This is a genomic window from Actinoplanes sp. NPDC051537 (genome assembly GCF_055586105.1).
The window spans coordinates 415532-434311 of sequence record NZ_JBVJIU010000001.1; the positions used below are offsets into that span (position 1 = coordinate 415532).

Below are 18780 nucleotides of genomic sequence, written 5' to 3' on the forward strand. Positions count from 1 at the left end.
CCCTTACGGGGCACCGCACCGCGAAGTTCAGGGAGACGTCGGAGTCGATGCCGGATGGCCCGGCGGGCGCGAACGACCAGGCTCCGAAGCATGTCAATGATCACGGGGAGAAACCGGCTGCGGCCACCGGGAAACACCGCCGAGCGCGTGCGTCTGCTGCCACAGGTGGCCATCATGGTCGCGGCCGTCGCGGCGTACTTCCTGGTCCGGGGGGCGACCCAGGCAGCCACCACCGAGGCCGTACGCAACGCGCATTCCGTGGTCGGCCTGGAACGCGCGCTCGGGCTCTATCACGAACCCGGATGGCAGGCGTCGGTGATGAGCATGCCCTTCTTGCGTACGGTGCTGAACGACATCTACATCTGGGGTCATTGGCCGGTCATCGCGGTAACGCTGATCTGGCTGGCGCGGCGGCATCCCGCCGTCTATCTGCGGGCCCGCAACACGATGCTGCTGTCCGGCGGGATCGGGCTGGTCATCTTCGCGACGTTCCCGGTGGCGCCGCCGCGGCTGGCCGGTCTCGGCATGACCGACACCGTCACGGTCGGGGCGCACGCCTACCGGGTGTTGCAGCCGGCGATGTTCACCAACCAGTACGCCGCCATGCCCAGCCTGCACGTCGGCTGGGACCTGGTCATGGGGCTGGCCATCGCCGCCGCGTCCCGGCACGTGCTGCTCCGGCTCGTCGCGGTCACCCTGCCGGTGGCCATGGTGATCACCGTGCTGTGCACCGCGAACCACTACCTCGTCGACGCGATCGCCGGCGCAACCCTGACCACGCTGTGCTGGCTGGCGGCCGGATCGTTCCGGCCGCGGCGCACCGACATGATCGAGTCGCCGCCGCGGGAGGATCTCGACCGGCTGCCGGCCCTGGCCGGTCAGCGCTGAGCCTAGAAGCGGAACTTGTCCCGAGCGCTGCGCCGGTTCACCCGGGCCGGCAACTCGTCCAGGTTGTCGCGTTGGGGCAGCACGTCCGGCTTATAGCCATGGGGAAAATCCCGCATCGTCACGACAAAACCCTGGACCAGGCGGTCCGCACGCAGATCGCGGTACGTGGCTTCGACCAGCACCTGGCTGTCGTCGGCCCGCACCAGCGAGCAGAACACCACACCGTCGCCGGAGCCGCGGAAGGCCTGACGCAGCTGGTCGCGGTCGTCCGGATGCACCAGGTCGTCGAGTGTGGCCAGCGGCGGAAGCTCGGCGAGGCCGAGCAGCTCACGCAGCGACGGGCTGGCGTACCGGATGCGCTGGTCCTCGTCGATCACCACCACGATGTCCGCGCTGTTCCGGATCACCGCGCGCAGATAGAGGTCACTGTCGCGGCGGCCGACCGCCTTCACCAGGGAGATGCGATCCAGTGCGAGCGCCGCCTGACCGGCCAGCACCTCGAGGGAGTCGCGAGTGGCGGTGAGGGTGTCCCGGCGACCCACCAGGATCAGGGCTCCACCGCCGGGCCTGGCGACGGCGAGCGGTTCCAGCCAGAGCGGGCAGACCAGGGTGGCGTAGTCGTGGTCCGCGTCGTCGATCCACCAGCTGCGGGGCGGCGGGCCGGCCTCGGGGCCGGGCACCGACTCGGGCGTGAGCTGGCGGTCGTCGACGGCGAAGACGATGCTGCGGATCGCGTCCGGCGGCATGAGCTGGGCGATCGCCGCTCGGACGGCCTCATCCACGGCCGGTGTGTCGGCGGCGGCGACCAGCGCGGCGCTCGCCTGCCGCAAGCCGCGCTCACGCGTCAGGGCCTGACCGTTCAGGGTCACCGAGTCGGTCAGCCGCGTAATGGTCAGGAGAAGAGTGATCGCACCGGCGACGGCGATCACCACCCCGTCGCCGACCCTGCCGTGAACCGCCTCGACGAGCAGAACCACCGGCGGGGTGGCAACCGAGATGCCCAGCAGCGCCGCCCAGCGCCCACGCCACGGGCTCGGACGCGGCGTCGCGGGCTCGGTGAGCCGGACCATCGACGGGTGCAGCGCGGCGGCGCCCCAGGCCAGGTAGAGCACCGCGAACCCGGACTCGCTCAGCCGGCCCGGCCACAGCGGCTGCAGAATGTCGCTGACCAGGACACCCACCGCGCCGACGACCAGCAGCGCGGCCGAGACGTTCCGGCCCACGGCGACCAGCACGCGGGCGACCACCGCCAAGAGCAGCAGGGCTCCGATGACGTACGCGCCGGAGACGTCCCCGATCTGGCCGGCATCGCCGATGGCGAACACCCAGACCACCAGCAGCGTCGAGCACGCCAACGCGAGCAGGTCGATGAGCCGGGCCCGGTCGACGAGAATCGCGCCGATCCGGGTCAGCTGCAGCAGGCTCCAGGCGATCAGCACGAACATGGCGTAGAAGCAGAACGCGGCGACGCCCGGCCGGTCCAACGCGGTCAGGACGTCGCCGGCGCCGCTGGCCACCACAGCGCCGGCGAGCAGCAGCCAGGGCCCGGCCCGGGCGGGTCGGTGACGGCGGACGCCGTAGACGATGGCGGCCGGGCTCCCGATGCCCAGCACGATCCATTCGATGGCCCTCAGCACGCCTAACTAGTACCAGCGGCGTTGCTGTGTGTCCACGCGCTCATATACGTAGCGCTATGGCTCGTCGCCGGGCGGCCGCGGTCTCGCCGCGTGCCGTCCGGCGTCGGCGTGCCGGCGGTCAGGCGGGCTCCACCGCCGTGGCCGGCTCGTCAGCCGCCACGGCCGTCCCGCCCTGCGGCGATCGGCCGCCGGGGTGCGCGAGGGACACCAGGAAGGAGACGCCCAGGGCGATCGCCATGCCGCCCAGAACCCAGCCGGTGGCGACGGCGAAGTCGTGCCGGATGGTGTCGGCCACCGCGGCCGGGATGGCGCCGCCGCTGCCGCCGCCTTGTGCGCCGGCCGAATCGGCGAGGCTCTGCGCCTGCGACCGCGGCACGCCGAGCGCGACCAGCGAGGACACCAGGCGGTGGGCGAAGACCGTCGACAGCACCGTGCCGAGCACCGCGACGCCGAGCGCCGAGGCGTAGTTGCGCACGGTCTGGGTGATGCCGGTGACCTCGCCGTACGAGGCGCCGATCGCCCGGTTGACCGCGTCGGTGCTGGCCGGCCCGAGCAGCAGGCCGATCCCGGCCCCCGCGATGACGATGTACGGCCACTGCGCGCCCAGGCTGAGGTCGGTGATCTTCCAGGCCCACAGCGCGAAGCCGACGGCCGCCACCGCCGATCCGGCGATCACCGGCAGCCGGGCGCCGCCCGAGTCCAGCAGCCGGCCGCCGACCTGGGCCGCCGGAGCGAAGCCGGCGAAGAAGACGAGCAGGTAGAGGCCGGCCTCGTTGGCGTCGAAGCCGAGCGAGAACTGGGCGTACACGCTGGCGAAGAAGAACACCGGAATGAACGCGATCATCGAGAGGAACAGCACCGCGTTGTCGACGACGAAGGCACGATCGCGGAAGATCCGGACCTTGATCAGCGGGCTGCCGGTACGTGCCTCGACGAACACGAAGATCACGATGACGGCCAGGCCGCCGACGATGCACAGCCAGGTGCCGGCGTTGTCCCAGCCCCACACCGGCGCCTGCTCGAAGCCGAGCACGGACAAGCCCATGCCGGTCGCGGCGAGCAGGGCGCCGACGTAGTCGATCCGCTCCCGGCGCCGGGTCGAGGCGATATGCGCGGCGGCCAGCAGGATGAGCGCGATCACGGCGATCGGCACGTTGATCCAGAAGATCGCCCGCCAGGTCCACTGGGTGAGGAAGCCACCCGCGATCGGGCCGATCGCGGTGAGGCCGCCGCTGACCCCGAAGAAGATCGCCATCGCCCGGCCGCGCTCGCGGACCGGGAACGCCGAGACCACCACCGCGAGCGCGGCCGGGATCATGATTGCGCCGGAGACGCCCTGCAGCGCCCGGAAGATGATGATCCACGCCTCGGCCGCGCCGTTGTTCGGGGTGAGCCCGCACAGCAGCGAGGACACGGCGAACCCGAGGATGCCGATCGTCGCCATCCGGCGATGGCCCAGCACGTCGGCGAGCCGCCCACCGAAGGCGAACGTCGCCGCCAGCGCCAGCAGGTAAGCGTTGATCACCCAGCGCGAGCCCTCCGCGCTCAGCGACAGCTCGGACTGGATGTTCGGCGAGGCGATCGCCACGATGGTCTGGTCGATGAAGGTCATCGCCACCGCGAGCAGCATCGCGATGAGGGCTATGTTCTTCGAGCGGGTGACGGGCGCGTCGGGCTGAGGCATGCGTCGATCTTCGCATCGCCCGTGGACTGGCGATGTCCCTCGAGGGCCCGACCCGCTTGTCCATCGGTCGACGGACAAGCGGTGGTGCGCGCCGACCGATCTAGTGCGCCGCGACGGCGTACATCGCAAAGGTTTGTGAAATGATCTTGCCGTTGTCCACGACGAAGGTGTCGGTGCCCAACGGAATGTCGTCGCCCACCCGCCAGGTGATGTACGCGATGTTCCGATCGGCTCGCAGGCTGGTGAGCTTGAAACGGTTGACCGCCTGCGCCGGCAGCGAGGCGATGAAGTTCTCGAAGAAGCCGTGGATCTCTTGCTTTCCGCGATAGATCCTGGCTTCGGTGTAGAAGATCGCGTCGTCGGCGTAGTCGCTCACTATCGCGGCAATGGGCTTCTGCTCGACGAATGCCAGCAGATGGTTACGGACAACGGTCTCGGTGACAATCGGGTCAGCGTGCATGTCACGAGGATGCGGAGTCCGGTGGCGAGCCGGCCAGTGATGATGTCGTACCGCCGCACGCCCGCTCCGGCGCTAGGGCGAAGCGGGATGAACCGGGCCGACCAGCACGCCGAACGGCTGGTCGACCGGTTCTCGACGGTACAGAATTCGTACTACTGGGTGGCGCCGGGCGGGCGCATGATGTCCAGATGAACCGCAGGGAGTACTGCCCGATCGCCGCCAGCGTCGAGGTGCTGGGCGACCGCTGGACCCCGTTGATCATCCGCGAGGTGATGGTCGGAGCCGGCCGGTTCAACGAGATCCATCGAGGGATCCCCCGGGTCAGTCGCACCCTGCTCGCGCAGCGGCTACGCGAGCTTCAGCGACGCGGTTTGCTGACGCATGAAGCGGGTCCGTCGGGGCGCCCGGGCGTCTATGCGCTGACTCCGGCCGGTCAGGCGCTGACGTCGGTGGTCTGGGCAATGGGCGCCTGGGCCGCGGAATGGATGTTCGGCGATCCGGGCAGCGAGGAGTGCGACGGCCTGACCCTGATCTGGCGGACGCATCAACTCGCCATTCCCGCCAAGCTCCCCGAAACACGCACCGTGGTGCACCTCGTCCTCACCGGGGCCGGCGGCGCGCAGGGCTGGCTCGACATCCAGCGCCCAGCCATCACGGTCTGCCGAGACGATCAAGGCTTGGCCGTCGATCTGGCCCTCGAGGCCGACACCGCGCAGATGCACCGCTGGCTCGTCGGCATAGCGCCCTTCCGCGACCTGGTCGCCAACGGACACGCCCGGTTCCTGGGGCCGAGCCGCCTGGCCAAGGCCTTCCCCACCTGGTTCGACACCACGTTATTCGCCCACAGCCTGCAGCGGGGCGAACAACGGCGGAACCGCGACATCCCCGAGCCGGCGGCGTCTCCCGCCGGTCCGGGTGGGTAGCATCGCCGGATGCGTGGGCTGCGAACGGGGCTGCTCGTGACGGTCGGCCCGTTGCTGCTGGCAGTCGCGGGCCTGGCCCATCCGGGCGGGCTGTCGGCCGCCACCGCGCACGACTGGGTGCACCTGCATATCGTGCTGCTGCCGGTCTTTCCGCTGCTCGCCCTGGGCTTCGTGGTGTTGCTGCGCGGCCGGCCCCGGCTCGATGTGCCCGGGATTGCCACCGTCGTCGCCTGGATCGGCGCCGGTGTCTACGCGGCCGGCTACACCGGCTTGGACGCCGTAGCGGGAATCGCGGCCGGCACGGTCGCCGGGCAGAGCGGTGACCAAGCCGAGCTTCGCCGGCTCGTGCTGGCCCTGTACGACGTCGGTGACCTGCTCGGCCGGACCGGCGTGTACGCCTTGCTGGTCGCCGTGCTGGCCGGCACGGTCGCGTTGGGTGTCCGGCACGGCCCGCGGGTTCTCGTGGGCACGGTGGTGCTCCTCGGCGCCGGCTACTCGTTCATCGACAGCCACATCTTCTGGCCGCGGGGTGTGCTGACCATGCTGGCCTTCGCCGCCGGGTTCGCCCTCTGGGCATGGGCCGCCACGCCCCAGCCATCCCATCGCGAGCTGAGGCCGGCCGAGCACTCGCCGGTGTGAGGCAAATGCGTTCCGGCCGGCTGACGGGAGAGCGGTTCACCTGCCCGTTCGTCGAGAGCCGGGTCGCCGGCCGCCACGCGAAGGCCCGGAACTGCGGGGCCGGCCCGGCTGATCGGCCGGGCCGTCGACGGCGCCGGGGCTGGAGAACGACACCGAAGGCGCCGCCGGCAGCGAAGACTTGGGCGGCGGCCATTGCGTCGCCGCGATCTGCGCTCCGGTCACCGGCAGCGCGGGCGAGATCTGGTCGAGCAGGCGCTGCGCCAGCGAGGCGTCGATCTCGATGTCGGCGTTGATGCGCACGTCGGCAGCCGTCGCCAGGTCCACGACGTCGTCGCTGGTGAAGGCATCAGCTCCGAGAGTGCTCAGCCGCCGCGCGAACTCCTGCACATTGATCATCTGCAGCCTCATCCCCCGGGTTTACTGACGGTCCATCATAATCGCCGCCCCGGTCGCCCGTGCGTGCGCCCACCACGCCGGCCATTGCGGCCGACAGCGGTGCCCGCTGCTTGACGATCCCCAAGTCTTCGGGGAGTCGCCACAGCTTGGCCGAGTTGCGGCGGTCACAGTAGGGGAAGATGCGACGATTTGTCTCGTGAACACGCCGGGGTGGGACAACGAAGGGTGGCAGCGGATCCGCGACTACGAGCGGTTCTGGACACCGTTCGACGCCCGCTTCCGCTTTCGGCCCGCGACGAGCCCCGAGACGTGGCCGTCGATCGACGAGCCGGCCGTCTGGCTGCCGCTGAAGCGCCGGAACTGAGGGCGCCGCTCAAACCGCCGCGAGGGAGCGGTCCGCCCGCCGGATCGCGAACGCCAGGATGATCGCCGTGACGCCGCGGATCAGCGCCATCAGGCCGACCCAGAACAGGACCAGGAAGGCTCGCGCCTGGAGGTTGAAGACTCGGTCCGAACCGGACACCCAGAGGCCGAGCAGGATCAGCAGCACGCCGACCACGAGGCCCAGCCACCAGTACGGGTTCTCGGCGCGCGAGGAGACGCCCCGGACGATCTCGAAGGCGCCCTCCAGCAGCAGCACCAGGCCCAGCACCGAGACCAGCGCGAAGAACGTGTTGACCGGGCGGATGAGCGCCCACAGCCCGCCCAGCACGAAGATCGCCGCGATCACCCAGTGCAGGACCTTCCATCCGCCGCCGACCAACGTGGCGACGAAGGCCTCGTTGAGGCCGGCCACGATGAACAGCACCCCCAACAGCAGGCCGACCGTGGCCAGCGACGTCACGTTCGCGCGCAGCACCAGCCAGGCGACGACCAGCCAGCCGATCCCGGCCACCAGCTCGACCCACCAGTATTTGCTGCGCTCGGCCTGGAGCATGCGTCCCTCGAACATCGACACTCCTCACGATCGCTCGCGGAGCCGTCAGTGTGCGGGACCGGCCGGGCACAAGGGCTCATCCGCGTCGGATGAGCGGGATGAACCGAGGTCAGGGAGCGTCGCGCTCCAGGGCGCGTTGCATGCGGGCGATCGCGTCGCGCACGATCTGCCGCTCGTCGTCGCTCAGCTCCGCGAGGCGGTACTCCACGATCCACGCGATCCTCGGCAGATCGTGGATCAGCCACGGTGTGAGCCGCTCGTCGTGTCCGGGTGGCGAACTCATGCTTCCGAGTGTGGACCCGCGGCGGGGCCCGGTCCAGCCTGTCCGATGGCAGCGTGAACCTGTCCGACCGGCGGCGGCAGGCCGGCCGCCGGCGGGCGACGATCGAACGGTCACCCAGCGGCCATCGCCGCTCGAACCGAGGAGATCTTCGATGTTCATCGCCATTCTGGACTTCAGCACCGCGCCCGCCGACCGTCCGGCCGCCCTCGCCCAGCTCGACCGGGAACGCGGACAGGTGCGGAGCATGCCGGGCAACATCGCCTTCCGGGTGTACGCCGACCGCGACGACGACACCCAGGTCACCGTGGTCCACGAGTGGCAGGACGAGGCGTCGTTCGCGGGCTACCTGGACTCGGCCTCCTTCGCCCGCTCCGGCGAGGTGCTCCGCCCGATGATGGCCGGCGCGCCGGTGAGCCGGCGTTTCCGGGCCGAGCTGATGGAGACCGTGGGCTGACCCCGGACGCTTACGATCAGCTCGTGCGAGAGCGTCGATGACCCGCCCGGCGTACAGCTTCGTCCGGACGTTCCCCGCCGAGCCCGAACGGGAGCTCTGCGTCGACCGCCACTACCTGCTCTGCGCCTCGGCCGGCGTGCTGCGGCTGGAGGCGCAGGGGCAGGCGTGGCTGTTGCCGCCGGCCCGGGCCGCCCTCATCGAGGCGGGGCGGCCCATCCGGGTGAGCATCCCGCGGCCGGTCACGACCTCGTCGGTGCTGTTCGACACCGCCTTCGTGCCGGCGCCGCCCGCGCCGCTGACCGTGTTCGATCTGAACCGTCTGGCCGGCGCCCTGCTCACCGAATGCGGCGCCTGGGGTCCGAGCGAGGAGCCTCTTCCGGCGTACGCCCAAACGCTGTTCGCCGCTCTGGGAGCGGTTTGCTGGCGGCTGGCCGAACGGCCGAGCCCGGTCGTGGTGCCGGCCGGCCGCTCGCCGGAGCTGCGCAAGGCGTTGCGGCTGACCGAGCAGCGGCTGGGTGACGAGGCCCGGTTCGAGGAGATCGCCGAGGAGGTGGGCCTGGCGCCGCGGTCGCTGGCCCGGCGGTTCTCCGACGAGACCGGCATGACCTGGCGGGCGGTCCTGCGCCGGATGCGGATCCTGGCCGCCGTCGAGAAGCTGGCCGACGACGACCTCCCGATCACCGCGATCGCCTTCAGCGTCGGCTACAACTCGCTGTCCGCGTTCAACGCCGCGTTCCAGGAGCTGACCGGGCGCACGCCCACGCAGTACCGGCTCAGCTACTCCGCGCCTTGATGAGCTCCTCGACCGGGCTCGGCAGGGTGGTCTCGAAGTCGATCAGCTTGGCCCAGGTCGGGGTCACGACGATCCGGACCATGCCGTCGCGGTAGAGCGACCGGACCTCCCGCTCCCACTCGACCCGCTGCTCGGGCGTCATCTCGTAGGTGCTGGTCTGCTGCATGTACTCGTCCGGGATGCCGTCGACGTAGTCCAGCTCGGCCCGGCCCCGGACGAGCAGGATCTTGGGCGGATGCGATTCGGTGTCGATGGTCAGGGCGACCATCGGGTTCGCTTTCAGGGCGTGCAGCTTCGGGGCGTTCTTCGGCGTGCACACGACCATCTCGGAGCCGTTCCAGGCGAAGATGATCGGGATGGCGCGGGGCGTGCCGTCCTTGGCGACGTAGGCCATCCGGGCCACGTCGCGGGCCAGCAGCTCCCGGCTCAGCGGCCGGTCCAGAACCTCGGTGATCTCGTTCGGTTGCACGGGAGTCCTCCTCATGAATGGGGCGCGAAGTAGTCAGTTGGTGGCGATCGCCAGGCGCACGGCGACGGTGGCCAGGAGCAGCCCGGTGACCTGCTCGATGCGGGCCTTCACTCGCGGGCGCCGCAGCCAGCGTCCGAGCCGCTCGACGGCGGCGACGTACAGCCCGAACCACGCCAGGTAGAGCGCCGCGAAGATCGCGGACAGCAGCATCGCCTCGGCCCGCGGCGAGCCACTGCCGGGGCTGAGGAACTGCGGCAGGAAGGTGACGAAGAACAGCGCCACCTTCGGATTGAGGGCATTGGACAGAAAACCTTGGCGGAGGTACGCGGACCGGCGCGCCGGCGCCGCACCGACCGGTTCCGCCGCCGACGGGTCCGGTGACCGCCGCGCCGACCACAGCATCTGCGCCGCCAGCCACAGCAGGTACACCGTCCCGACGATCTTCAGCACCGTGAAGGCGGCCGCCGAGGCGAGCAGCAACGCCGAGAGCCCGAGGGCGGCGGCGCCGGCGTGCACGCTCAGCCCGAGAACGCCGCCGACCATGGTCAGCAGCCCGCCGCGGCGGCCGCCGACCAGCGCGTTGCGGGTGATCAGGGCCTGGTCGGGCCCCGGCAGCATGATCAGCACCAGGGCGGCGATCGCGAACGTCAGCATGGTTTCCTCCGTAGGGCTCGATAACGACCCTGCCGCCGGGCAATCGATAAGTCCAATGCCAATTTCCGCCCGAATACATGTCTAAAATCTATGCATGGTGACTCTGGTTCAGCTCCGCGTCATCGACGCCGTGCGGCGGCACGGAAGTGTCACCGCGGCCGCCAAGGACCTGCAATACACCCAGCCCTCGATCAGCCATCACCTGTCCCGGCTCGAGACGCAGCTCGGCGCCCAGCTCGTGCAGCGGGTCGGCCGCGGGATCCGGCTCACCCCGGCCGGCCGCCTGCTGGCCGACCGGGCGGCCGAGATCGTCGGCCGGGTCGACTCGGCCACGACCGAGCTGGCCGCCCTGGTCGGACTGAACGCCGGCCGGGTCCGGCTGGCCGGCTTCAACTCGGTCATGAGCTCGCTGGTCCCACCGGCCGCCACCGCCCTCGCCGGGCAGCACCCCGGCCTCGAGCTCGGCCTCACCGACACCCACCCCGAGGACGCGCTGGAGCTGCTGCGCGCCGGCCAGGTCGACGTCGCCCTGATCTTCCGCTACGAGGACACCGGCCCCGAGGACGACTCCGTCCGCCTGACCCACCTGCTCGACGACCCGCTCTACCTGCTCACCACGGGCGGCGGGCCGGCCCTCGCCGACCACGCGGGCAAGCCCTGGATCGCGGGCTGCGAGCGCTGCCGCACCCACCTCGTCGAGATGTGCGAACAGGCCGGCTTCTCCCCTCGGCTGGCCTACACCACCGACGACATGGTGGTCATGCAGAGCCTGGTCGCCGCCGGCATGGGCGTCACCACGATCCCCGGGCTGGCCCTGCGCGCCCATCAGCACCCGGCGATCACGGCGACCCGGCTGCCCGCGCCGCCCCGCCGCATCTACGCCGCCACCTACGGCGAGCCACCCGACCCGCCGGCCACCGCGGCGCTCCTCGACGCCCTCGTGCGCGCCGCGGGCGCTACCCCTGATCCAGGAAGCCGGTGATGAACGGCAGCGTGCGCCGCATCGGGCCGAGGTCGGCCGCCGACATGAGCTCGCCCAGGTAGTCGCCGTGGCTGCCGGGGACGATCAGCAACCGGGCTCCGGGAATGAGCGAGGCCAGCCGTACGAAATGGCCGGTCTTGACGACGTCCTGGTCGGCGCCGACCACCAGCGTGGGCGCGGAGATCGAGGCGACCAGCTCGTCCGGCCAGTCGGTGAAACCGGTCAGCATCTGCTCGCGGTCGAGGTGGAACATGCGCTCGGCGTGCGCCGGATCGCCGCTCACCGCGAGATCCGCCTCCCGGTACGGCGCGGGCATGTCCGCGTACGTGCCCGCCTCCATGCCCTCCCAGAAGCCGTCGATCATGCCGTCCCGGCGGTAGGGCGCGGACGCCACGACCAGCCGCCGGACGGCCTTGGGATGCCGCGCGGCCAGCTGCATCGCGACCTGGCCGCCGTTGCTGAAGCCGAGCACGTCGACCGGCCCGGCCTCCTCCCGCTCCAGCAGCGCGGCGACGTGATCGGCCGAGCCTTCGAACGACGCGGGACCCTCGCCCGAGGCGGTACGCCCATGACCCTGCAATTCAACGGCGATCATCCGGTACGCCGATTCCAGCGCCGGGATGAGACGCCCCCAGTTGGACTCGATCGTCGAGCCGCCACCGTGGATGAGCAGCAGCGGCGGCCGTTGCGGGTCGGGCGAGGAGCCGTGCCGTTCGAAGTACAGGTCCATTCCTCAGGCCTCCGTGCGAACGCGGTCGTAGAGCAGGCAGAGCGCCCCGCTCTCGGTGGTCGTCGAGTCGGTCAGCCGCCACGAACCGGCCGGTAGGCCGTCGGAGAACAGCCGCGCGCCGCCGCCGACGGTCTCGGGGCAGAGCGTGATGCTCAGCCGGTCGACCTCGTCGGCGTCGAGCAGCTGCCGGATGACGCTGCTGCTGGCCAGCACGATGATGTCACCGCCGTCGAGCCCGCGCAGCTTCTGGACGGTGGTGGCGGGCTCGGCGTCCGCGATCCGGGCGCCGTCCCATGCGGCGCCGGCCAGGTCGGCGCCGGCCAGGTCGGCGCCGGTCAGCGTCGTCGAGAAGACCACCTTCTCGACCCCGTTGAGCCAGCGGGAGAACGTACGGTCGGCCGGGTCGGCATTTTCGTCGGCGGCCACGCCCGGCCAGAAGCCGCCGAAGCCCTGGTAGTTCTTGCGGCCCAGCAGGGCGGTGGTGGCCGGGCCGGTGACCCGGACCATGTGGGCGCGGGCGCCGGCGGTGATGGCGTGCGGGACGATCCACCCCATGTCGTACTCGCCGTTGCGGCCGGAGATCCGGCCGTCCAGGGAGAGCGCGATGTTGGCGACGACGGTCCTGCTCATTTCGGTGCTCCTTCGGTCTCGGTGACTGCCGGTTAAGGTTCTCCTGCCGGGGGCCGGGCGGTCGTCGTCAGACCTGATGACATCGGGCCCGGGTTGGGGGGTGGCCTGGTGACGTCGGTGGTCAGCCCGGTCGTGGTGGGCCGGGTCGCGGAGAGCGCGGCGGTTCTCGCGGCGTACGAGCGCGCCCGCTCCGGCCGGCCGGTCACCGTGCTGATCTCGGGCGAGCCGGGGATCGGCAAGTCCCGGCTCATCGAGCACGCCGTGGCCGCATTTCCCGGCGACCCGCTCGTGCTGACCGGCGGCTGCCTGGAGCTGGGCTCGCAGGGCGCGCCGTTCGTGCCGTTCGTGGCGATCATGCGAGGGCTCGGCCGGCCCTTCCACGAGCTCGTGCCCGAGGGCTCCGGCCGCACCCGGCTGCTCGAGGAGGTGCTGGCCGTGGTCACGGAGGCCGCGGAAGCACGACCCGTGGTGCTGGTCGTGGAGGACCTGCACTGGGCCGACGAGTCCAGCCGCGAGCTGTTCGCCTATCTGGTCCGCAACCTGGCCGGCGCCGCCGTGCTGACCATCGGCTCGATGCGGACCGGCGATCGCCTCTTCGCCGAGCTCGGCCGCCGCGGCGAGGTCGTGCACGTCCCGCTGCCGCCGCTGGGCCGGCGGGAGGTGGCCGACCTGCTCGCCGCCGTCGACGGGCAACCCGCCGATCCGGCCCGCATCAAGCGGATCCACCGGCGCAGCGGCGGCAATCCGCTGTTCGTCGAGGCGCTCGGGGCCGGCGAGTCGCCGGCCGCCGACCTGCGGGCGCTGCTGCTGGCCCGGGTCGGCGACCTGCCCGGCCCCGAGCGCGAGCTGCTCTCGCTGCTCGCCGTCGCCGGGTCGGCGCCCGCCGACGACCCGCATCTGCGCGGCCTGGTCGACCGGGGTCTGGTGGCCGTGCACGACGACCAGTGCGCGATCCGGCACGACCTCATCCGCGAGGCCGTCTACGACTCCCTGCTGCCGGGCGAACGCCGCCGGCTGCACGAGCGGTGCGCGTCCGATCTGGCCGGGCGCGAGCCGGACAGCACCGCCCTGGCCGAGCACTGGATGGCGGCGGGCCGCCCGGACCAGGCCCTGCCGGTCGCGTGGCGGGCCGCCGACCGGGCCCGCCGGCTGCACGCCCGCGACGAGGAGCTGCATCTGCTCGAGCTGATCCGGGGCCAGGCGCCGGATCGGGTGGACGTGCTGGAACGCGCGGCCTCGGCGGCGCTCGCCAGTGGACGGTCGGCCCGCGGCGTCGAGCTGACCACGGCGGCGCTCGACCTCCTCGACGACGCCACCGAGCCGGAACGTCTCGCGACGCTGCTGGCGCTGCGCGGCCGGCTGCGGCAGCGCCTCGACGGCGGCGGCACGCCCGACCTCGAACGAGCGATCGCGCTGCTGCCCGCCGACGCGCCACCCGGTCTGCGCAGCCGCCTGCTGTCGGCCCTGGCCACGATCGGCATCGGCGCCCTGCGGCCGGCGGCGAGCGGCGAGCAGGCGGCCGAGGCGCTGCGGCTGGCCGACGAGGACGGTCTCCGGGCGCCCGCGCTGCTCGTGCTGGCGGTGCTCGCGGGCGCCGACGGCGAGGTGGCCGAGGCGCGACGCATGTTCGCCGAGGCCCGCCGCTTCGCCGACGACGATCACACGTACCTGACCTCGTTCCAGTGGGAATCGCTGATGCTGGGCCACGCCGGCCGCTACGAGGACGCGGTCGAGCTGGCCCTCGCCGGGCAGCGGGCGGCCGAGCGCCGCGGGCACGGCCGCGACCGCGGCAGCATGCTCGCCCTGGCCCGCGCCGTCGGCCTGCGCCGGCTCGGCCGGTGGGACGAGGCGGTGGCGGTGGCCGAGGACGCCCTCGCCGACGTTCCGCCCCCGCTCTACGCCGCCGCGCTGCGGCTGATCGTCGCCGACGTCGCCCGCTGCCGGGGCGAGATCGACCGGTTCGAGCCGCTGCTGCGCCAGCTCGTCGAGTTCTCCGTGCACACGCAGGCCGCCGACGAGCTCGACTCCGAGATCGTGATCCAGCGGCTCGCCTGGGCCTGCGACCAGGGCGACCACGAGACGGCCGACCGGATCCTGCGCGAGCACTTGAAGGCGGCACGGACCGACTGGATGCCGGTGGACGCGCTGCGGCTGGCGCTGGAGGGCGCCCGGGCCGCGCGGGCCCGCCGCGCCGCCGCGCCCCGCAACCGGGCGGTGGCCGGGGCGGTGGCGGCGCGGATGGCGGAGCTGACCGACCTGCTGGACGCCAAGTCGGCGGCGACGCCGGAGACCGAGGCGCACCGGTTGACCCTGGCCGCGGCGGCGCTGCCCGGCTGGGACCGGGCCGCGGCGGCGTGGCGTGGTCTCGGCAACCGCTACCAGACGGCGGTGGTGCTGGTCGACGCGGCCGCGACGGCGCTGGCGTCGAACAACCGGCCGGGCGCGGCGCTGCGGCTGGACGAGGCGCACGCGATCGCGGCCGGGCTGCGGGCCGCGCCGCTGCTGGCCCGGATCGGCGAGCTGCGGCAGCGCGGGCGGCTGACCGCGGATGCCCCGGCGCGCAACGACTTCGGGCTCACGGCCCGCGAGCTGGAGGTGCTGCGGGTGCTGGCCCGGGGGTCGTCCAACGGGCAGATCGCGGCCGAGCTGTTCATCAGCGGGAACACCGTGGCGACGCACGTCGCGCGCATTCTGACCAAACTGGGGGTGGCCACCCGTACCGAGGCGGCCGCCCGGGCACACGAGAAGGGCCTGCTATGACCACGCTGCAGGGGCCGGACGGCACCTCCGGGACGGTGCTCTCCTACGGGCATTGGGGCCGGCCGGTGCTGGTGTTCCCGACCGAGAAGGGCAACGCCTGGGAGTGGGCGAACACCGGGATGCTCGCGACCGTGCAACCGCTGCTCGACGCCGGCCGGATCAAGTTGTACTGCGTCGACTCGTACGACGAGGGAACCTGGTCGGCCCAGCACCTGCCGCTGGAGGAACGCGCCCGCCGGCACGGCCTCTACGAATCGTGGATCCTCGGCGCCGTCGTGCCGCACATCCGCGCCGGCACCGGCGAGGGCATCGACATCGTCACCACCGGGTGCTCGCTCGGCGCGTTCCACGCCCTCAACTTCGCCTTCCGCCGGGCCGACCTGTTCCCGCTGGCGCTGTGCTTCTCCGGCAACTTCGACCCGGGCACGTGGAACGGCTGGGGCGAGCGCGGCGACGCCGCCTACTTCAACAGCCCGCCCGACTACGTGGCCAACCTGCACGGCGACCACCTCGACTGGCTGCGCTCGCGCCTGTCGATCCTGCTGGTCTGCGGGCAGGGGCAGTGGGAGGACACCACCGGCACGCTCGCCTCGACGCCGCGCATGGCCGAGCTGCTGGCCGAGAAGGGCATCCGCCACGAGCTCGACATGTGGGGCCCGGACACGCCGCACGACTGGCCGTCGTGGCGCGCCCAGGTCGCCCACCACCTGCCCCGCTTCTGCTGACTCTCACGTGGCCGGCGTCATGATCGACACCGCGCGGAGGTGCGTCAGGTCGGCCGCGGGGATCAGCTCGACCGTGTCACCCGTCTTGGTGGTGGCCGCTCGCCCGATGGTGATCGCCGTGCCACCTGCCGGGTCCGGCACCATCACCCGGTTGCCCTGGTAGACGTCCATCTTCTCGCCGGCCGGGATGTGCTCCATGACGAGCTTCCCGCCGGCGCCGCGCACCGAGCCCGGGACATTGCTGATGTTCGTGTACGCCGATCCGGCGAACCCGCCCCCGGTGACCAGCTCGACGGTGGCCTCGCCCCGAGCCTCGTCGACCGCCGCCACCCGGCCGGCCAGGCCCGCCGCCACGACCGCGTACTGACCGGCCCGCACCGCTCCCCCGTCGCCGCTCAGCGACACGACGATCCGATCGCCGTCCCGGCGGACCACCTGACCGCGCACCGCCCGGGGGTCGCCGGACGCCCCGCCGTCGCCGGGCGCCGCGAACACCTTCCTGGCCCGGGCGAGCGGCTTCGCCGCCCGGACGTAGCCGGTGACCGTCGTCGTCTCGGCGGTCGCGTCCGGCAGCCCCGCCACCACGAAACGGCCCGTGATCGCGCCCGGATCCCCGTCCATCTCCTCGTCGATCGACGTGCTCGACATCTTCACCGTGGTCACCCCCGGCATGGCGACGGCGACGGCGTAGGTGTCCCAGAAGGTGTCGCCGGCCACCCCGGCCGGCCCGGTCAGCCGGCTGCTGACCAGGCTGACCACCTCGGTCGCGGACGGGTCGGGCGCCGCCCGGTCGGCCCGCAGGCGCAGCGCCCCGGCCGCCGTCTTGTCACCGGTGAAGAACGCCAGCCGCGCCTCGTTCCGCCGGTCGTAGCCCTCCAGCACCACCACCGGGCCCAGCAGGTGCTGGCGGGTCGCGACCAGCGGCCGCACCGCGGTGTGCGCGCCGCCGCGGTCCCAGGCGGCGGTGGCCTCGGCCAGCAGCCCGGCGTCCACCTCCCCGGCCGGCGCCCAGCCCAGGAACGGGCCGTCCGGCGGCGTCGCCACGAGTCGCGGCGCCGGGCCCACCCCCACCGCCCAGAACAGCGACGCGAGCATCGCCACGCACACCGCGGCGGCGGTCGCCCCGGCGATCCGCCGCCGGGCCCGGATCCGGCCCGCCCGGCGCAGCACCCGGCCCTCGTAACCCTCGACCGGCGTCACCGGCTCGGCCAGCTCGATCAGCTGGTCGCGCAACTCGGCGGGGCTAGGCATAGCGCACCTCGTCCTTTGCCTCGGCCCACCGCTCGCGCAGGGTCTTGAGCCCCCGCGACGACAGGCTCTTCACGGTGCCGACCGAGCAGCCCAGGGCGTGCGCCGTGTCCTGTTCGGACAGATCCTCGTAGAACCGCAGGACGACCGCCGCCCGCTGCCGCGCCGGCAACCCGTCCAGCGCCCGGCGCAGCCAGTCCCGCTGCTCGACCGGCCCGTACTCGTCCCGGGCCCGGCTCTCCACGACCCGGCTGACCGGCTGCTCCCACCAGGAACGACGGCGACGCGAGCTCACGTACGTGTTGACCAGCACCAGCTGCACGTAGTGGTCGATGCCCTCCGACCCCTGCAGGCGCGACCAGGCCACCACGGTCTTGGCCAGCGTGGTCTGCACCAGGTCCTCGGCCTTGCCCCGGTCGCCGCAGAGCAGGTAGGCGGTCCGCAGCAGGCGTGGGTAGGCCGCCCGCACGAAGGCCGTGACCTCGTCGGCCTCGCGTTTCTTTCTCACAGGCTCTACTTACGCTCCGAGGTCCGCCAAAGGTTGCCGCCCGATGCGCTCACCGCCGGAAGCGCTGGACACCGCGAGTGTTGCCGAAGTAGGTCGCGCGCAGGTCACCCTGCACGTCGTGGACCCGCAGGCCGGCGGCCACGGCGGTGGTGCGGCCGCCGAACCGCGCCCGCAGCGAGCAGGGCCCGGTCTTCGCGCAGTCGGACCAGAGCACGCGCCGGCCGTCGAACGATACCGAGCTGACGGTGCGGCCGGCCGTCGGCCGCTGGAGGGTGATCAGCGGCCGACCCGTGATCCTCTCGCGCACCGACCCGCCGGCGTCGCCGTAGTAGACGATTCCGGGACGCACGAACACGGCGGTCACGGCCCGGCCCGCGGTCGTGACGAGGGCATGGCCGCGCGAGGTCGTCCGATAGATCCTCTTGCCCTGGGCGTAGTAGACGGTGTGGCCGACGAGCCCGAGGTGGTTGATGCCGGCGCCGCTCACCAGGGTGCGTTGCTTGCCACCGCGGATCGGGACCGCCCGCAAGCCCTCGGCGTCGGCCCAGATCAGGGACCGGCCGTCGGTGATCAGGTCACGGGTGCCGACGGCCCGCGGCGAGGTGGCGAGGACGGCCGCGTGCGTACGGTCGATCACGCGCTTGATCCGGGACCGGCCGGCGGCGTTGACGACGACGTAGAACCGCCACTGGCCGTCGATCTTGGCGAAGGTCAGGGCGCCGAAGTTCCGGCCGGCGCCGGGTTCGCGATAGAGCACGGTCTCCTGGCCCGGCCGGGCGCTCTTCGAGGTGCGGTAGACGGCCGTTCCGCGGGTCCAGTACAGATTGCCGGTGGACTGCACGAGCCGGGTCGGCGCGGCCGCGGCCACCGGCGCCGTCAGTTGCGGTAGTTCCCGCTCGGTGAACGGGACGGACGTGGGCGCGGTCATGGCGGACACCATGGCGAGCGTGAGTGGGATGAGCATCTCGGTCCTCCTTGTC

At 72.2% G+C, this 18780-nt stretch carries 22 protein-coding genes; 9 read left to right on the plus strand and 13 right to left on the minus strand.

Translation table 11 applies throughout. From position 1 onward, the window contains the following. Window positions 1-147: 147 nt before the first annotated feature. Window positions 148-888, plus strand: coding sequence for a phosphatase PAP2 family protein (locus ACZ6TB_RS01930; RefSeq protein ID WP_465549506.1), 741 nt, complete (start codon window positions 148-150; stop codon window positions 886-888). A gap of 2 nt (window positions 889-890) precedes the next feature. On the opposite strand, the gene ACZ6TB_RS01935 is transcribed toward ACZ6TB_RS01930, so the two are convergent. From ACZ6TB_RS01935 to ACZ6TB_RS01945, 3 genes are all read right to left on the minus strand, one after another. Beyond that, a complete protein-coding gene (locus ACZ6TB_RS01935; protein WP_465549508.1) occupies window positions 891-2525 on the minus strand; it encodes a PAS domain-containing protein in 1635 nt (544 codons plus the stop codon). 118 nt (window positions 2526-2643) lie between these two features. Beyond that, on the minus strand, window positions 2644-4209 hold the full coding sequence (locus tag ACZ6TB_RS01940; RefSeq protein WP_465549510.1) for an MFS transporter: 1566 nt from the start codon (window positions 4207-4209) through the stop codon (window positions 2644-2646). A gap of 100 nt (window positions 4210-4309) precedes the next feature. Then, window positions 4310-4669 (minus strand): nuclear transport factor 2 family protein, encoded by a 360-nt coding sequence (locus tag ACZ6TB_RS01945; protein ID WP_465549512.1) that lies wholly within the window; start codon window positions 4667-4669, stop codon window positions 4310-4312. Between the two features lie 188 nt (window positions 4670-4857). Between ACZ6TB_RS01945 and ACZ6TB_RS01950 the strand changes: the two genes are divergently transcribed. Continuing rightward, window positions 4858-5592: a winged helix-turn-helix transcriptional regulator gene (locus ACZ6TB_RS01950; protein WP_465549514.1), complete on the plus strand. Its 735-nt coding sequence runs from the start codon at window positions 4858-4860 to the stop codon at window positions 5590-5592. A 9-nt stretch (window positions 5593-5601) separates the two neighbouring features. Continuing rightward, complete coding sequence (locus tag ACZ6TB_RS01955) at window positions 5602-6231, plus strand: hypothetical protein (protein ID WP_465549516.1); 630 nt, start codon at window positions 5602-5604, stop codon at window positions 6229-6231. Window positions 6232-6267: 36 nt separating this feature from the next. On the opposite strand, the gene ACZ6TB_RS01960 is transcribed toward ACZ6TB_RS01955, so the two are convergent. Then, on the minus strand, window positions 6268-6639 hold the full coding sequence (locus tag ACZ6TB_RS01960; protein ID WP_465549518.1) for a hypothetical protein: 372 nt from the start codon (window positions 6637-6639) through the stop codon (window positions 6268-6270). A gap of 184 nt (window positions 6640-6823) precedes the next feature. On the opposite strand from ACZ6TB_RS01960, the gene ACZ6TB_RS01965 reads away from it, so the two are divergent. Next, window positions 6824-6991 carry a hypothetical protein gene (locus ACZ6TB_RS01965; protein ID WP_465549520.1) on the plus strand — a complete coding sequence of 56 codons (168 nt, stop codon included), beginning with the start codon at window positions 6824-6826 and terminating at the stop codon, window positions 6989-6991. A 9-nt stretch (window positions 6992-7000) separates the two neighbouring features. On the opposite strand, the gene ACZ6TB_RS01970 is transcribed toward ACZ6TB_RS01965, so the two are convergent. Together ACZ6TB_RS01970 and ACZ6TB_RS01975 are read right to left on the minus strand one after the other, a co-directional pair. Next, window positions 7001-7579, minus strand: coding sequence for a DUF308 domain-containing protein (locus ACZ6TB_RS01970; protein WP_465549522.1), 579 nt, complete (start codon window positions 7577-7579; stop codon window positions 7001-7003). Window positions 7580-7673: 94 nt separating this feature from the next. After that, a complete protein-coding gene (locus ACZ6TB_RS01975; protein WP_465549524.1) occupies window positions 7674-7847 on the minus strand; it encodes a hypothetical protein in 174 nt (57 codons plus the stop codon). A gap of 151 nt (window positions 7848-7998) precedes the next feature. Here ACZ6TB_RS01975 and ACZ6TB_RS01980 point away from each other — a divergent pair, with 151 nt between their 5' ends. Continuing rightward, window positions 7999-8301, plus strand: coding sequence for a putative quinol monooxygenase (locus ACZ6TB_RS01980; protein WP_465549526.1), 303 nt, complete (start codon window positions 7999-8001; stop codon window positions 8299-8301). Between the two features lie 37 nt (window positions 8302-8338). Beyond that, window positions 8339-9094: an AraC family transcriptional regulator gene (locus tag ACZ6TB_RS01985; RefSeq protein ID WP_465549528.1), complete on the plus strand. Its 756-nt coding sequence runs from the start codon at window positions 8339-8341 to the stop codon at window positions 9092-9094. Here ACZ6TB_RS01985 and ACZ6TB_RS01990 read toward each other — a convergent pair. Then, window positions 9075-9563: a pyridoxamine 5'-phosphate oxidase family protein gene (locus tag ACZ6TB_RS01990; RefSeq protein ID WP_465549530.1), complete on the minus strand. Its 489-nt coding sequence runs from the start codon at window positions 9561-9563 to the stop codon at window positions 9075-9077. The two genes, ACZ6TB_RS01985 and ACZ6TB_RS01990, sit on opposite strands and share 20 nt — an antisense overlap. 33 nt (window positions 9564-9596) lie before the next feature. Next, the gene (locus tag ACZ6TB_RS01995; protein WP_465549532.1) at window positions 9597-10217 is read right to left on the minus strand and encodes a LysE family translocator; all 621 of its coding nucleotides are present in this window, start codon (window positions 10215-10217) and stop codon (window positions 9597-9599) included. A gap of 94 nt (window positions 10218-10311) precedes the next feature. Here ACZ6TB_RS01995 and ACZ6TB_RS02000 point away from each other — a divergent pair, with 94 nt between their 5' ends. Then, on the plus strand, window positions 10312-11199 hold the full coding sequence (locus ACZ6TB_RS02000) for a LysR family transcriptional regulator (protein WP_465549534.1): 888 nt from the start codon (window positions 10312-10314) through the stop codon (window positions 11197-11199). Here the strand turns inward: ACZ6TB_RS02000 and ACZ6TB_RS02005 are convergent. Together ACZ6TB_RS02005 and ACZ6TB_RS02010 are read right to left on the minus strand one after the other, a co-directional pair. Then, window positions 11174-11929 carry an alpha/beta fold hydrolase gene (locus ACZ6TB_RS02005; protein WP_465549536.1) on the minus strand — a complete coding sequence of 252 codons (756 nt, stop codon included), beginning with the start codon at window positions 11927-11929 and terminating at the stop codon, window positions 11174-11176. The two genes, ACZ6TB_RS02000 and ACZ6TB_RS02005, sit on opposite strands and share 26 nt — an antisense overlap. 3 nt (window positions 11930-11932) lie before the next feature. Continuing rightward, window positions 11933-12559 (minus strand): dihydrofolate reductase family protein, encoded by a 627-nt coding sequence (locus ACZ6TB_RS02010; protein ID WP_465549538.1) that lies wholly within the window; start codon window positions 12557-12559, stop codon window positions 11933-11935. 108 nt (window positions 12560-12667) lie between these two features. On the opposite strand from ACZ6TB_RS02010, the gene ACZ6TB_RS02015 reads away from it, so the two are divergent. Then, window positions 12668-15319: an ATP-binding protein gene (locus ACZ6TB_RS02015; RefSeq protein ID WP_465549540.1), complete on the plus strand. Its 2652-nt coding sequence runs from the start codon at window positions 12668-12670 to the stop codon at window positions 15317-15319. Continuing rightward, window positions 15316-16044 (plus strand): esterase family protein, encoded by a 729-nt coding sequence (locus ACZ6TB_RS02020; protein WP_465549542.1) that lies wholly within the window; start codon window positions 15316-15318, stop codon window positions 16042-16044. Before ACZ6TB_RS02015 ends, ACZ6TB_RS02020 begins: the two co-directional genes overlap by 4 nt. 3 nt (window positions 16045-16047) lie before the next feature. Here the strand turns inward: ACZ6TB_RS02020 and ACZ6TB_RS02025 are convergent, their stop codons facing one another. The 3 genes from ACZ6TB_RS02025 to ACZ6TB_RS02035 are packed head-to-tail and all read right to left on the minus strand — an operon-like array spanning window position 16048 to window position 18764. Beyond that, entirely contained in the window at window positions 16048-17295 is a 1248-nt protein-coding gene (locus tag ACZ6TB_RS02025; protein WP_465549544.1) for an MreC domain-containing protein, read from the minus strand. Continuing rightward, complete coding sequence (locus ACZ6TB_RS02030) at window positions 17288-17800, minus strand: SigE family RNA polymerase sigma factor (RefSeq protein ID WP_465549546.1); 513 nt, start codon at window positions 17798-17800, stop codon at window positions 17288-17290. Before ACZ6TB_RS02030 ends, ACZ6TB_RS02025 begins: the two co-directional genes overlap by 8 nt. Before the next feature lie 49 nt (window positions 17801-17849). After that, on the minus strand, window positions 17850-18764 hold the full coding sequence (locus ACZ6TB_RS02035) for a hypothetical protein (protein WP_465549548.1): 915 nt from the start codon (window positions 18762-18764) through the stop codon (window positions 17850-17852). Between the last annotated feature and the right edge of the window lie 16 nt (window positions 18765-18780).

Excerpts from the sequence above, each read along its gene's own strand:
- ACZ6TB_RS01940 (WP_465549510.1), bottom strand. The coding sequence starts at position 4,209 with ATGCCTCAGCCCGACGCGCCCGTCACCCGCTCGAAGAACATAGCCCTC.
- ACZ6TB_RS01995 (WP_465549532.1), bottom strand. The coding sequence starts at position 10,217 with ATGCTGACGTTCGCGATCGCCGCCCTGGTGCTGATCATGCTGCCGGGG.
- ACZ6TB_RS01945 (WP_465549512.1), bottom strand. The coding sequence starts at position 4,669 with ATGCACGCTGACCCGATTGTCACCGAGACCGTTGTCCGTAACCATCTG.
- ACZ6TB_RS01975 (WP_465549524.1), bottom strand. The coding sequence starts at position 7,847 with ATGAGTTCGCCACCCGGACACGACGAGCGGCTCACACCGTGGCTGATC.
- ACZ6TB_RS02000 (WP_465549534.1), top strand. The coding sequence starts at position 10,312 with ATGGTGACTCTGGTTCAGCTCCGCGTCATCGACGCCGTGCGGCGGCAC.
- ACZ6TB_RS02010 (WP_465549538.1), bottom strand. The coding sequence starts at position 12,559 with ATGAGCAGGACCGTCGTCGCCAACATCGCGCTCTCCCTGGACGGCCGG.
- ACZ6TB_RS02025 (WP_465549544.1), bottom strand. The coding sequence starts at position 17,295 with ATGCCTAGCCCCGCCGAGTTGCGCGACCAGCTGATCGAGCTGGCCGAG.
- ACZ6TB_RS01985 (WP_465549528.1), top strand. The coding sequence starts at position 8,339 with ATGACCCGCCCGGCGTACAGCTTCGTCCGGACGTTCCCCGCCGAGCCC.
- ACZ6TB_RS01980 (WP_465549526.1), top strand. The coding sequence starts at position 7,999 with ATGTTCATCGCCATTCTGGACTTCAGCACCGCGCCCGCCGACCGTCCG.
- ACZ6TB_RS01960 (WP_465549518.1), bottom strand. The coding sequence starts at position 6,639 with ATGAGGCTGCAGATGATCAATGTGCAGGAGTTCGCGCGGCGGCTGAGC.
- ACZ6TB_RS01950 (WP_465549514.1), top strand. The coding sequence starts at position 4,858 with ATGAACCGCAGGGAGTACTGCCCGATCGCCGCCAGCGTCGAGGTGCTG.
- ACZ6TB_RS02005 (WP_465549536.1), bottom strand. The coding sequence starts at position 11,929 with ATGGACCTGTACTTCGAACGGCACGGCTCCTCGCCCGACCCGCAACGG.
- ACZ6TB_RS02020 (WP_465549542.1), top strand. The coding sequence starts at position 15,316 with ATGACCACGCTGCAGGGGCCGGACGGCACCTCCGGGACGGTGCTCTCC.
- ACZ6TB_RS01955 (WP_465549516.1), top strand. The coding sequence starts at position 5,602 with ATGCGTGGGCTGCGAACGGGGCTGCTCGTGACGGTCGGCCCGTTGCTG.
- ACZ6TB_RS02035 (WP_465549548.1), bottom strand. The coding sequence starts at position 18,764 with ATGCTCATCCCACTCACGCTCGCCATGGTGTCCGCCATGACCGCGCCC.
- ACZ6TB_RS01970 (WP_465549522.1), bottom strand. The coding sequence starts at position 7,579 with ATGTTCGAGGGACGCATGCTCCAGGCCGAGCGCAGCAAATACTGGTGG.